At 71.1% G+C, this 12,332-nt stretch carries 13 protein-coding genes; 12 read left to right on the top strand and 1 reads right to left on the bottom strand.

The window, feature by feature from the left end:
• The gene (locus ACIOSR_RS01985) at positions 1-774 is read left to right on the top strand and encodes a DUF1990 family protein (protein WP_082460247.1); all 774 of its coding nucleotides are present in this window, start codon (positions 1-3) and stop codon (positions 772-774) included.
• A 2-nt stretch (positions 775-776) separates the two neighbouring features.
• On the top strand, positions 777-2,003 hold the full coding sequence (gene hemW, locus ACIOSR_RS01980; protein WP_402751708.1) for a radical SAM family heme chaperone HemW: 1,227 nt from the start codon (positions 777-779) through the stop codon (positions 2,001-2,003).
• Between the two features lie 130 nt (positions 2,004-2,133).
• Here the strand turns inward: hemW and ACIOSR_RS01975 are convergent, their stop codons facing one another.
• Positions 2,134-2,637, bottom strand: a complete 504-nt coding sequence (locus ACIOSR_RS01975; RefSeq protein WP_233568332.1) for a DUF4870 domain-containing protein — start codon at positions 2,635-2,637, stop codon at positions 2,134-2,136.
• A 180-nt stretch (positions 2,638-2,817) separates the two neighbouring features.
• On the opposite strand from ACIOSR_RS01975, the gene hrcA reads away from it, so the two are divergent.
• From hrcA to ACIOSR_RS01925, 10 genes are all read left to right on the top strand, one after another.
• Positions 2,818-3,840: a heat-inducible transcriptional repressor HrcA gene (gene hrcA / locus ACIOSR_RS01970; RefSeq protein WP_056045687.1), complete on the top strand. Its 1,023-nt coding sequence runs from the start codon at positions 2,818-2,820 to the stop codon at positions 3,838-3,840.
• 110 nt (positions 3,841-3,950) lie between these two features.
• The gene (dnaJ, locus tag ACIOSR_RS01965; protein ID WP_159824840.1) at positions 3,951-5,066 is read left to right on the top strand and encodes a molecular chaperone DnaJ; all 1,116 of its coding nucleotides are present in this window, start codon (positions 3,951-3,953) and stop codon (positions 5,064-5,066) included.
• Positions 5,067-5,068: 2 nt separating this feature from the next.
• Positions 5,069-5,812: a 16S rRNA (uracil(1498)-N(3))-methyltransferase gene (locus ACIOSR_RS01960; protein ID WP_173150946.1), complete on the top strand. Its 744-nt coding sequence runs from the start codon at positions 5,069-5,071 to the stop codon at positions 5,810-5,812.
• Positions 5,813-5,862: 50 nt separating this feature from the next.
• Complete coding sequence (locus ACIOSR_RS01955; protein WP_056047543.1) at positions 5,863-6,240, top strand: histidine triad nucleotide-binding protein; 378 nt, start codon at positions 5,863-5,865, stop codon at positions 6,238-6,240.
• A gap of 82 nt (positions 6,241-6,322) precedes the next feature.
• Complete coding sequence (locus ACIOSR_RS01950; RefSeq protein WP_216844210.1) at positions 6,323-7,315, top strand: PhoH family protein; 993 nt, start codon at positions 6,323-6,325, stop codon at positions 7,313-7,315.
• Complete coding sequence (gene ybeY / locus ACIOSR_RS01945) at positions 7,312-7,773, top strand: rRNA maturation RNase YbeY (protein ID WP_056045671.1); 462 nt, start codon at positions 7,312-7,314, stop codon at positions 7,771-7,773. Before ACIOSR_RS01950 ends, ybeY begins: the two co-directional genes overlap by 4 nt.
• A 7-nt stretch (positions 7,774-7,780) precedes the next feature.
• Complete coding sequence (locus tag ACIOSR_RS01940; RefSeq protein ID WP_052505052.1) at positions 7,781-9,079, top strand: hemolysin family protein; 1,299 nt, start codon at positions 7,781-7,783, stop codon at positions 9,077-9,079.
• Positions 9,080-9,140: 61 nt separating this feature from the next.
• Complete coding sequence (gene era, locus ACIOSR_RS01935; RefSeq protein WP_056045670.1) at positions 9,141-10,079, top strand: GTPase Era; 939 nt, start codon at positions 9,141-9,143, stop codon at positions 10,077-10,079.
• Positions 10,080-10,215: 136 nt separating this feature from the next.
• Positions 10,216-11,478 (top strand): sensor histidine kinase, encoded by a 1,263-nt coding sequence (locus ACIOSR_RS01930; RefSeq protein WP_123570181.1) that lies wholly within the window; start codon positions 10,216-10,218, stop codon positions 11,476-11,478.
• Complete coding sequence (locus ACIOSR_RS01925; protein WP_402751707.1) at positions 11,475-12,167, top strand: response regulator; 693 nt, start codon at positions 11,475-11,477, stop codon at positions 12,165-12,167. The genes ACIOSR_RS01930 and ACIOSR_RS01925 overlap by 4 nt, the downstream gene beginning before the upstream one ends.
• Positions 12,168-12,332 lie beyond the last annotated feature (165 nt).

The following is a 12,332-nucleotide window of genomic DNA, read 5'->3' as shown; positions in this document are numbered from 1 at the left end:
ATGCGTCGAGCCACCCACACCGAGACCCGCACGACCTACGGCGAGGTCGGGGCGACGCAGGCCCCCGACCTCATGCAGTACCCGCCGAAGGGGTTCAAGCCGGCCGAGTACCGGGCTCGCGTCGGCCACGGCGACGCCCGCTTCGCCGCGGCCTGGATCGCCACCATGACCTGGCAGATCCAGGAGCGCAGCGGCATCCGCGTCCGGGTCGACAGCGTGCCGCCGGCCGACGAGAGCGAGTACACGCCCGTCCAGTTCGACGAGCACGGGCAGCCGGTCGACGCCGCCGAGTGGGCGACCGCGCGTGACGAGTCGCGCTACTCGCCCGACGGCACGCCCTTCCTCACGGCGGGCACGACGGCCACGCTGAGCATCGAGGCCTACGGGCGCACGGTCGAGGCCCCTGTGCGCGTCGTCTACGTGATCGACGAACCGAAGCGCAAGGGTTTCGCGTACGGAACCCTCGACGGCCACCCCGAGAGCGGCGAGGAGTCCTGGATCGTCGACCAGACCGACGACGGTTCGGTGTGGCTCTCCATCCGGTCGTTCTCGAAGCCGTCGAGCGCGAAGTGGCGCCTCGTGGCACCGTTCCTGCGACGCACACAGGCGCAGTACACGAAGCGGTACCTGAGGGCACTGAGCCTCAACGAGAAGGGCGAGCAGACCGACGAGGTCGTCGTCGTCGAAGACACCGAGGCCGGCGTCGGCGACCCCCGCGGTGACGAGCGCCCCCCGACCGGCCCGCGCGGCGACGCCGCGGGAACCGGCGCCTGACGGTGCCCGGAGCCCTTCCCCTCGGCGATCCCGCCCCCGTCGACGGACGCCTGCCCGAGACCGTCGCCGTCGGCGCGGACGACCGCAACTTCGGGGTCTACCTGCACGTCCCGTTCTGTCGCGTGCGCTGCGGGTACTGCGACTTCAACACCTACACGGGCGACGAGCTGCGAGGCGCTCGTCGCGACGACTACGCCGGGCAGGCCGTCACCGAGATCGAGCTCGGGGGCCGGGTGCTGCGCGAGGCGGGGCTCCCGCCGCGCCGCGCCTCCTCGGTGTTCTTCGGCGGGGGCACCCCGACGATGCTGCCCTCGGGCGACCTCACGTCGATGCTCCACGCGATGGTCGACACCTGGGGTCTCGAGCCGGGCGCCGAGGTGACGACCGAGGCGAACCCCGACTCGGTCGACGCCGCGTACCTGCAGCAGCTCGCCGACGCCGGCTTCACGCGCGTCAGCTTCGGCATGCAGTCGGCCGTCCCGAGCGTGCTCGCCACCCTCGAGCGCACGCACGACCCCGAGCGCATCCCGTTCGTGGTGCGCTGGGCCCGTGACGCCGGGCTCGACGTCAGCCTCGACCTCATCTACGGCACACCCGGCGAGACCCTCGACGACTGGAGGCGTTCGCTCGACGTCGCCCTCGAGCAGGAGCCAGACCACCTCTCCGCGTACTCGCTGATCGTCGAGGACGGCACGAAGCTCGCCCGCCAGATCAAGCGGGGCGAGGTCCCGATGCCCGACGACGACACCGCGGCCGACATGTACGAGATCGCGGACGACCGGCTCGCCGGCGCGGGCTACGACTGGTACGAGGTCAGCAACTGGTCGCGTGGCGTCGAGCACCGTTCCCGCCACAACCTGGCGTACTGGCAGGGCCACGACTGGTGGGGCGTCGGCCCGGGCGCGCACAGTCACGTCGGTGGCGTCCGCTGGTGGAACGTCAAGCACCCCGCCGCCTACCAGCAGCGCATGGCCGCGGGCGAGTCGCCGGCTGCCGGGCGCGAGACCCTCGACGACGAGACCCGTCGGGTCGAGCGCGTCCTGCTCGGGGTGCGCATCCGAGAAGGGCTGCCCATCTCCGAGCTCGACGACGACGGACGCCGGGCCGTCGGTGGCCTCATCGCCGACGGCTGGGTCGAGGGGCGTCCGGCCCTGCGGGGTCGCGTCGTGCTCACGCGCGAGGGGCGGCTCATGGCCGACGCCGTAGTGCGGCGTCTGCTGCCCGGCTGAGCGTCCCGATCGTCCTGATCGCCGCGGCGCCCCGCGGTGGCGACCAGGAGGCGCGGGCCCGGAACGCAGGAGGCGCGGCTCCCGGGGGGAGTCGCGCCTCGCGTCGTGCCCGTCCGGGCCGGTCGACCGTCTACTTGACGAACTCGATGGTCAGCGGGTACTTGTACCACTCGCCCTTGTTGGCCGCGACGGCGGCGATGATCGAGAAGATGATCACGAGGATGCCGGCGACGAGGGCGAGCACCCCTCCGATGACGATGATCGACAGGATCGCCGAGATCACGTAGACGATGGCCATCGTGATCTGGAAGTTCAGCGCGGTCCTGGTGTGCTCCCGGATGAACGGGCCGCGGTCCTTCAACACGAGGTAGCCGACGAGGGCGGGGACGAACGCGAAGAGGATCCCGCCGAGGTGGATGAGCGTCGACCAGAGCTTCTCGTCCTCGGGGCGCATCGGCTGGACGGGCTGCGGCTGGTAGCCGGGCTGCTGGCCGAAGCCGGGGCCGGACTGCTGGCCCTGGCCGGGCTGACCCTGGCCGGGCAGACCCTGCCCGTACGGCTGGCCGGGCTGACCGTTCTGGCCGGGCTGGCCGTTCTGCGGGCCGTTCGGCTGGGCGGGAGGGTTCTCGGTCATGGCTGCACCTGTTCGTGAGTGTCCTGCGGATGTCCCCGCCACCCTAGGGCAGCCGGGTGCGGCCCGAGTAGGCCTCGCGACGGAGGTGTCGTACGATTGGCAGTCCGGCACGTCGAGTGCCAGGCCCGGTCGCCCGGCGTGCGGACGACCCGGGGGACGTCGAGCGAAGAGAGGTGCGTCATGGTCTCCGAACGCGGTCTCGAAGTGCTTCGCGTCATCGTGCACGACTACGTCGCGTCCCGTGAGCCGGTCGGGTCGAAGTCCATCGTCGAGCGACACCAGTTCGGCGTCTCGGCGGCGACCATCCGCAACGACATGGCGCTGCTCGAAGAAGAAGAGCTCATCGCGGCACCGCACACCTCGTCGGGACGCGTGCCGACCGACAAGGGCTACCGGCTCTTCGTCAACCAGCTCGCCGACCTGCGCCCGCTCAGCGCGGCCCAGCGTCAGGCCATCGAGACGTTCCTGGGCGACTCCACCGACCTCGACGAGGTGCTCGGTCGGACGGTCCGGCTCCTGTCGCAACTCACCAACCAGGTGGCCCTGGTGCAGTACCCCACCTTCTCCCGGGCCCGCGTGCGTCACGTCGAGCTGGTCAGCCTGGGCGACGGTCGCGTCATGACGGTGCTGATCACCGACAGCGGCCAGGTCGAGCAGCGGGTCGTCGACATCCGCACCGCCGTCGACGAGTCCTTCCTGTCCGAGTTGCGGGCCGCCATCAACGCCGCGGTCGGCGGTCGGCCCCTGGGGGAGGCCTCCACCGCCCTCACCGACCTGCCGGCGCGGTTCCGTCCCGACCTCGCGGCGGTCGTCGGCGTGGTCGTCGCGAGCCTCACCGAGCAGATCGCCGCCGGACGTCAGGACCGCCTCGTCATGGCCGGTGCGGCGAACCTGGTGCGCACGGGCGACGACTTCAGCGGCGACCTCTTCCCCGTGCTCGAGGCGATCGAAGAGCAGGTGGCCCTCTTGCGGCTCTTCGGCGAGATGCAACTCGACGCCGTCGACGTGGCCGCGAGCATCGGCCGCGAGAACGCGTCGTTCGGGTTGTCCCAGGCGTCCGTGCTGGCCAGCGGGTACTCGACGCAGGGCAGCGAGATCGCGAGGCTCGGCGTGCTCGGGCCCATGCGCATGGACTACTCGACCAACATGGCGGCGGTCCGTGCCGTCGCGCGGTACCTGTCGTCGCTGCTCACCGAGCGGTAGCCGACCACCACGGCCCCGGCCGTCCCACGACCCCCAATCCCCGTCCCGGTCCGCCGGGCCCGGCCCCGCCGGGAAGACCACCACACCACACCAGAGGCAGACGAGAACCAGTGGCAGATCATTACGACGTCCTCGGAGTCGACCGTCAGGCGACCCCGGAAGAGATCAAGAAGGCGTACCGCAAGCTCGCCCGCGAGCTTCACCCCGACGTCAATCCCAGCCCCGACGCGTCCGAACGGTTCAAGGACGTCACGCACGCCTACGACGTGCTCAGCGACCCGCAGCAGCGCGAACGCTACGACCTCGGCCCCCAGCCCGGCTTCGGTGGCGGCGGCGGAGGCGGGGCCGCCGGCTTCGGCGACATCTTCGACGCGTTCTTCGGCGGCGGTGGCCAGGGCCAGCGTCAGGGTCCGCGGTCCCGGCGGGAACGCGGGCAGGACGCGCTCCTGCGCCTCGAGGTCGACCTCGAGGACATCGTCTTCGGCACGCAGCGCGACATCGAGGTCGACACGGCCGTCCTCTGCGACACGTGCAGCGGCTCGTGCTGCGCACCCGGCACCTCGCCCCAGACCTGCGACATCTGCGGTGGCTCCGGCCAGATCCAGCGCACCGTGCGCTCGCTGCTCGGCAACGTCATGACGTCGAGCCCGTGCGGGACCTGCCGTGGTTACGGCACCGTCATCCCCAATCCCTGCCCCACGTGCCAGGGCCAGGGTCGCGTCCGGGCCCGACGTTCGATCCCCATCGACATCCCCGCGGGCGTCGACACCGGACTCCGGCTCCAGCTGCCCGGTCAGGGCGAGGTCGGCCAGGCCGGTGGCCCGAACGGCGACCTGTACCTCGAGGTCAAGGTGCGTCACCACGACACCTACAGCCGCAACGGCGACGACCTGCTGGCCACGCTCGAGGTGCAGATGGCCGACGCCATCCTCGGCACGTCGACGACGCTCACCGGGCTCGACGGCGAGATCGAGGTCGAGATCAAGCCCGGCACCCAGAGTGCCGACATCCTCACCGTGAAGGACCGCGGCATCACCAGACTGCGCGGCACGGGTCGCGGCGACCTCAAGATCGGCGTCCAGGTGGTCACCCCGACCAAGCTCAGCCACAAGGAGCGCGAGCTGATCGAGAAGTTCGCCTCGGGTCGCCGCTCCCCGGCGCCCGAGCTGTCGCACTTCCAGCAGGGTCTCTTCGGCAAGTTGCGCGACCGCTTCCTGAACTTCTGATCATGGCGCACTTCTACCTGGTCGACGACCTGGTCGCCGCCGAGATCGGCTCGAGCGTCGAGCTGACCGGTTCCGAGGCCCGACACGCGGTCACGGTCAGCCGGGTGCGGGTGGGCGAGCCGCTGACCCTCGGCAACGGACGGGGGCTGGTGGTCCAGGGCGAGGTTTCCGAGGCGACCCCCGAGCGGCTGGTGCTGCTCGCGACCCGGGTCGTCCGGCACGAACCGCCGACGACGCGGCTGGTCCTCGCCCAGGCGCTGGCCAAGGGGGACCGCGACGAACTCGCCGTGCAGGCAGCGACCGAGCTCGGCGTCGACGAGATCGTCCCGTGGGCCGCGGCGCGCAGCATCTCCCGCTGGGAGGGCCCCAAGGTCGCCAAGGGCCTCACCCGCTGGTCGTCGATCGTCCGCGAGGCGACCAAGCAGTCGATTCGTCCCTGGTCGCCCGAGGTCTCGGGGCTCGCGACGACGCGGCAGCTGGCCGAGCGCGCCTCCCGCGATCTCGTCCTCGTGCTCGAGCCGTCGGCCGAGCAGGCGCTCACGGCGGTCGACCTGACCGCAGGAGGCGCGGTGCCCGACCGCGTCGTCGTGGTCGTCGGTCCCGAGGGCGGGGTGTCGCCCGCCGAGCTGCACCAGCTCACCGAGGCGGGTGCCCGCGCCGTGCGCCTCGGGGACGCCGTCCTGCGGACCTCCACGGCCGGTCCCGCCGCGCTGTCCGTGCTGAGCGCGCGACTCGGTCGCTGGTGACCTCGACGCCCCCCGGGGCCGTGTCGGCGGTCGTCGCTACGATGGGCAGCATGTCCGAGACCTCCGACGAGCCCACCGTCTTCAGCCGCATCGTCGCGCGCGAGATCCCCGCCGACATCGTCTTCGAGAGCGACGCGGTCATCGCCTTCCGCGACATCGCGCCCCGGGCACCCGTCCACCTGCTCGTGGTGCCCAAGACCCAGGCGTACCGCGACGTCGTCGAACTCGCCGCGGGCGACCCGGCGTTGCTCGCCGAACTGGTGGCGACCGCCTCCCGGCTCGCGGCCGACCCGGCAGCGTTCGGGGAACACTCCGGGTCCGAGTTCCGTTTGATCTTCAACACCGGCGCATCCGCCGGGCAGACCGTGTTCCACGTGCACGCCCATGTGCTCGGTGGACCCCTGGAGGAAGGCACCCTTGCCCACTAGCGACACGAACGCCACCGGCCCCTCGACACCGACGACGGGTGACGACGTCCGTCGCGTCGACGTGACCGTCGACGGCGTCGCCATGGTCCAGCTCCTGGGCCCGCAAGACCGCCTGCTGCGTGCGGTCGAGAAGCAGTACCCCGACGTCCGCGTGCTCGTCCGCGGCAACGAGGTCACCCTCGAGGGGCCCTCGTCGGCCGTCGGCCGGGCCGAGGGCCTCGTCGACGAGCTCGTCTCCATGGTCCGCGGCGGTCACGACCTCGGCCCGGCCGAGGTCGCGACGTCGGCCCGTCTGCTCGACTCGGGGCAGGGCAGCCCGTCCGAGGTCTTCGGGCAGCCGATCGTCACCAGCCGCGGCAAGGGGGTCCGGGCGAAGACTCGGGGCCAGAAGGACTACGTCGACGCGATCGACCAGCACACCATCACCTTCGGCATCGGCCCGGCCGGCACCGGCAAGACCTACCTGGCGATGGCCAAGGCCGTCCAGGCGTTGCAGCGCCGCGAGGTCCAGCGCATCATCCTGACGCGCCCCGCGGTCGAGGCCGGCGAGCGGTTGGGCTTCCTGCCCGGCACGCTGACCGACAAGATCGATCCGTACCTCCGGCCGCTCTACGACGCCCTGAACGAGATGATGGACCCCGAGATCGTGCCCAAGCTGCTCGCGGCCGGCACCGTCGAGGTCGCCCCTCTCGCGTACATGCGCGGTCGCACCCTCAACGACGCGTTCGTCGTGCTCGACGAGGCGCAGAACACCACGCCCGAGCAGATGAAGATGTTCCTCACCCGTCTCGGATTCGGCTCGCGCATGGTCGTGACGGGCGACGTCACCCAGGTCGACCTGCCCACCGGCGCCAGCGGCCTCCAGCTCGTCACGACGGTGCTCGACGACATCGACGACATCCACTTCGCCCGTCTCACCAGCGACGACGTGGTGCGGCACACGCTCGTGGGCCGCATCGTCGACGCGTACACGACCTACGACGCCGAGCGTCAGGCCCAGCAGCACCGCCGTCTCGAGGCGGCGGACCAGCAGGCCGACGCTCGCGACCGCCTGCCGAAGAAGGGAACCCGGTGAGCATCGAGGTCGCCAACGAATCCGCCGTCGAGGTCGACGAGGCCACGATCCAACGTCTGGCCACCTTCGCGCTCGACCAGATGCACGTGCACCCCGAGGCCGAACTCGCGATCGTGTTCGTCGACGAGGCGGCGATGGAGCAGCTCCACGTCCAGTGGATGGACGAACCCGGTCCGACCGACGTGCTGAGCTTCCCGATGGACGAACTGCGCCCCGGCACCGAAGACGAACCCACGCCGGCCGGCCTGCTCGGCGACATCGTCGTGTGTCCGCAGGTGGCCGTGGCCCAGGCCGCCACGGCCGGGCACAGCCCGCTCGACGAGATGCTGCTCCTCACCTGTCACGGCATCCTGCACCTCCTCGGTTTCGACCACGCCGAACCCGACGACGAGCGTGAGATGTTCGGTCTGCAGCGCGAGATCCTCGCGGCCTTCGCCGCGTCCGACACGAGTCGGTGACGCCGTGATGGTCACGGTCTTCGTCGTCGTGGCGGTCTTCCTGGTGGTCTTCGGCGGCCTCCTGGCCGCCGCCGACTCCGCACTCGGCGTCCTCAGCCGCCAGGACCTCCTCGACGAGGCGGACGACGATCCGCGTCACGCGACGGCGTTGACCGCCATCGCCGCCGACGTCGGGGCGCACGTCAACGCCGTCAACTTCGTGCGCATCCTCGCCGAGACGTCGGCGGCCGTCCTCGTGTCGCTGTCGTTCGCCTTCTCGGTCGAGCCGTGGTGGCTGGCCCTGCTGCTCTCGGCTCTCATCATGACGGTCGTGTCGTTCGTCCTCGTGGGCTCCAGCCCGCGCAGCGTCGGTCGCGCCCACGCCCGCGGCCTCGTGCGTCTGACCTCGGGTCTCGTGCGGTTCGTCCGGGTCGTGCTCGGGCCCCTGGCCGACGCCCTGGTGGCGGTCGGCAACCGGGTGACCCCCGGACGTCCGCGCAGCGCGTCGTTCTCCTCCGAAGAGCAGTTGCTCAGCATGGTCGACGAAGCCACCGAGCTCGACGTCCTCGAAGAGGACGACCGCGAGCTCATCCACTCGATCTTCGAGTTCAGCGACACGGTGGTCCGCGAGGTCATGGTGCCCCGCACCGACATGGTCACCCTCGACGCCACCGCGTCGGTCGGTTCGGCGATGAGCCTCTTCCTCGGTCGAGGCGTGTCGCGGGTCCCGGTCGTCGGTCGCGACTCCGACGACGTCGTCGGGATCGTCTACCTGCGCGACCTCGCCCGGCGGTTGCACGAGCACAGCGGCGACGACTCGGCCCCGGTGACGACGCTCGCCCGCCCGGCCGTCTTCGTGCCCGAGTCCAAGAAGGCCGACGACGCCCTCCGGCAGATGCAGCTCGACAAGAACCATCTCGCGATGGTCGTGGACGAGTACGGCGGCATCGCCGGCCTCGTCACGCTCGAGGACCTCATCGAAGAACTCGTCGGCGACATCAGCGACGAGTACGACCGCGAGGTCGCCCCGCAACGCGAGGTCTCCGCGGGGGTCTTCCGGGTGAGTGCCCGTCTCCCCGTCGACGAGCTCGGCGATCTCTTCGGCCTCGAACTCGACGACGACGACGTGGACTCGGTGGGAGGGCTGCTCACCAAGGTCCTGGGACGCCTGCCCGAGCAGGGCTCGGTCGTCCGCGTGTCGGGCCTCGTCCTCACGGCCGACCGCACCGAGGGACGTCGGCACGACCTGCAGACCGTGCTCGTCGAGCGCGATCCCGACCTCGCGGACGCCCAGGCCGCGTTCGCCGACGCCGCTCGCGACGACTGAGCGTCCGGTCGTCGCGACCCTCCACCTCCCACCCGTTCCCGCACGTTCACGAAAGGCCCCCATGTCGACCACCGGAGACGACCTCACCCCCTCGGCCGCGCCTCCTCGGGGGTCGACCTACCGCGCGGGGTTCGTCTCGTTCGTCGGGCGGCCCAACGTCGGCAAGTCGACGCTGACCAACGCCCTCGTGGGGCAGAAGGTGGCCATCACCTCGTCGAAGCCGCAGACGACTCGACGAGCGATCCGCGGCATCGTGCACCAGGCGACCGGCCAGCTCGTCCTGGTCGACACCCCGGGCATGCACCGTCCGCGCACGCTGCTCGGCGAGAGGCTCAACGACATCGTCCAGACCACCCTCGGCGACGTCGACGTGATCGGGTTCTGCGTGCCGGCCGACGAGAAGCTCGGGCCGGGGGACCGGTTCATCAACGAGCAGCTCGACCAGTACCCGCGGGCCAAGAAGGTCGCGATCGTCACCAAGACCGACGCCACGTCGCGGCCGGCCGTCGCCGAGCAGTTGCTCGCGGTCAGCCGTCTGCGTGACTGGGAGGCCATCATCCCGCTGTCCGCGGTCAGCGACGTGCAGCTCGACGTCCTCACGGCCGAGCTGATCAAGCTCATGCCGCTGTCACAGCCCCTCTACCCGTCCGATGCGGTCACCGAAGAAGGCCTGACCGACCGGGTGGCCGAGTACGTCCGCGAGGCCGCGCTCGAGGGCGTGCAGGACGAGCTGCCGCACTCGCTCGCGGTGACCATCGACGACATGGTCGAGCGTGACGACAAGGACCTCCTCGAGATCTACGCCAACCTCTTCGTCGAGCGCGACAGCCAGAAGGCCATCGTCATCGGCAAGGGCGGTCAGCGCCTGCGCGAGGTGGGCGAGCGCGCCCGCGCGCAGATCGAGCCGCTCGTCGGCAAGCAGGTGTTCCTCTCGATCCGGGTGAAGGTCGCCAAGGACTGGCAGCGCGACCCGAAGCAGCTCGGTCGACTGGGGTTCTGACGCCCCCTCCCGGTCGTCCGGCCCCGTCCCGGGCGGGAGGGTCGTCCTCGTCCCTGCGGATGATCGTGGTGGTCCCGAGGTCGTTCGCGCAGGGCGGCCGCCCCGGACGGGCCGCCGTAGGTCGTACGGTGGTCGGGTGATCTTCCGACGCCTCGCGCCCTACCAGGTCGCCGTCGACCTGTCGGCGGCGTTCCTGCTCGGCGTGGTCGGCCTGGTGTTGTCCGACGGGGTCGTGACGACCCCGTTCGTCGTGCTGGGCATGACGGTCACGTTCGCCCTGCGCCGCCTGTCGCCGGGGCTCGCCCTGACCCTCGCCTGGCTGGTCGCCGCGTCCCAGATGATCACGGGCAGCACGCCCGGTGTCACGAACCTCGCGATCTGCGCGGTGCTGTACTCCACGGCGGCGTACGGGACGAACCGGGTGAAGTGGTCGGGCCTGGTCTCCGTGGGCGTGGGTGCCCTCCTGGGCACCTTCTACCTCTCGTTCGTGCAGCAGAGCCTGTTCGGCGTCGACTACGACATCTATGCGGTGACCGACGTCGTCCGCATCCTCCTGCAGCTGGGGATCAGCCTCCTCGGATTCCTCGCCCTGCTCGGTCTGCCCTGGGCCGGGGGACTGCTGGCCCGGGCGCGATGGTCCGAGCGGCTCAGCCGTGAGGCGCGGCTCATCGCCGAGCGCGAGACCGCCCGGGCCGAGAACGACGCCGCGCGGGCCGAACGCGAGGCCGCCCGGGCCGAGCGGGACATCGCCGTCGAGCAGGAACGCAACCGGATCGCCCGGGACATGCACGACGTCGTCGCCCACTCGCTGGCCGTCGTCATCGCCCAGGCAGACGGGGCCCGGTACGCCGCCCGGGTCGACCCGACCTCGGTCGACGGGGCGCTCACGACGATCGCCACGACGGCTCGGGAGGCCCTCGGCGACGTCCGGGTGCTGCTGGGTCAACTGCGGCACAGCCAGGGCGAGGCGCCCCAGCCCGCCCTCGGCGACCTCGACCGTCTGCTCGACCAGATGCGCGGGTCGGGTCTCACGGTCGACCTGCTCGTGACCGGCGAACCGCAGGTCCTCGGGACCAACCGGCAGCTCGCCGTGTTCCGCATCGTGCAGGAGAGCCTGACCAACGTCCTGCGGCACGGTGCCGTCGACCAGCCCGTCGGCCTCCACTTCGACTGGCGCTACGAGGCGTTGCACCTCGTGATCTCCAACGTCGTGCGGCCGCCGACGCGTCCGCTCGACACGTCCGGCGACGAGCGGCGGGGCGGCCACGGGCTCGACGGCATGCGGGAGCGCGCCACCCTGGCGGGCGGCTCGCTCACCACCCAGAACGCCGACGGACGCTTCGTCGTCCACGCCATCGTGCCGACCCTGGCACTGACCCAAGAGGTACGCATCCGATGATCGACATGCCCGGCCGTTCGACGGCACCCATCCGCGTCGCCCTGGTCGACGACCAGGCCCTGTTCCGTGCAGGCATCAAGATGCTGGTCGGCTCGCAGCCCGACCTCGAGTTCGTCGGCGAGGCCAGCAACGGCGAGGAGGGCGTGGCGATGGTCGGGCGCACCGCTCCCGACGTCGTCCTCATGGACATCCGCATGCCGGTGATGGACGGCATCGCCGCCACCACCGCCGTCCTGGCGCAGGCCGAGGCGGCCTCCCGCCGTCCGCCGCGCATCATCGTGCTGACGACCTTCGACCTCGACGAGGCCGCCACCCGCGCCATCCGGGGAGGCGCGAGCGGTTTCGTCCTGAAGGACGCCGACCCCGAGTTCCTGCTCGCCGCGATCCGCACCGTGCACGCGGGCAACGCCGTGATCGCGGCGTCGGCCACGCGTGAACTCTTCGAGCACTTCGACGGCCGGGCCTCACGCGCCCGGGCCGTGCCCGCGTCGTTCGGCACCCTGACCACCCGGGAACGCGACATCTTCGACCTCGCGGCGCGGGGCCTCAGCAACGCCGAGATCGCGTCGCGGGAGTTCCTCAGCGAGGCGACGGTCAAGACCCACATCAGTCGGGTCCTGTCGAAGTTGTCCCTGCGTGACCGGGTGCAACTGGTGGTCTACGCGTACGAACACGGGCTCGCCGAGTAGTTCGGCTGGAGCGGGCTGCCACGGCCGTCGCCGACGGGGCGCCCCGGTGCGACGTGTCGGTGCCGTGTGGTGGCTGATCACACCTGATGAGGCTGCTGAGACCGGGCGGCACGGCTCGTGTCGAGAGACTCCGAGGCGGCAGAGTGTCACCTGGGTGGCCATCAC

This window comes from Frigoribacterium sp. NPDC087798 (assembly GCF_044742985.1).
Taxonomy (GTDB): Bacteria; Actinomycetota; Actinomycetes; order Actinomycetales; family Microbacteriaceae; genus Frigoribacterium.
The sequence above is the reverse complement of the archived record's forward strand: the minus strand, read 5'-3'. Positions and strand labels throughout refer to the sequence as shown.

What these genes read in the sequence shown, in the direction of transcription:
- ACIOSR_RS01985 (WP_082460247.1), top strand. Translation starts at nt 1, where the DNA reads ATGCGTCGAGCCACCCACACCGAGACCCGCACGACCTACGGCGAGGTC.
- ACIOSR_RS01975 (WP_233568332.1), bottom strand. Translation starts at nt 2,637, where the DNA reads ATGACCGAGAACCCTCCCGCCCAGCCGAACGGCCCGCAGAACGGCCAG.
- hrcA (WP_056045687.1), top strand. Translation starts at nt 2,818, where the DNA reads ATGGTCTCCGAACGCGGTCTCGAAGTGCTTCGCGTCATCGTGCACGAC.
- ACIOSR_RS01960 (WP_173150946.1), top strand. Translation starts at nt 5,069, where the DNA reads ATGGCGCACTTCTACCTGGTCGACGACCTGGTCGCCGCCGAGATCGGC.
- ACIOSR_RS01955 (WP_056047543.1), top strand. Translation starts at nt 5,863, where the DNA reads ATGTCCGAGACCTCCGACGAGCCCACCGTCTTCAGCCGCATCGTCGCG.
- ACIOSR_RS01950 (WP_216844210.1), top strand. Translation starts at nt 6,323, where the DNA reads ATGGTCCAGCTCCTGGGCCCGCAAGACCGCCTGCTGCGTGCGGTCGAG.
- ACIOSR_RS01940 (WP_052505052.1), top strand. Translation starts at nt 7,781, where the DNA reads ATGGTCACGGTCTTCGTCGTCGTGGCGGTCTTCCTGGTGGTCTTCGGC.
- era (WP_056045670.1), top strand. Translation starts at nt 9,141, where the DNA reads ATGTCGACCACCGGAGACGACCTCACCCCCTCGGCCGCGCCTCCTCGG.
- ACIOSR_RS01925 (WP_402751707.1), top strand. Translation starts at nt 11,475, where the DNA reads ATGATCGACATGCCCGGCCGTTCGACGGCACCCATCCGCGTCGCCCTG.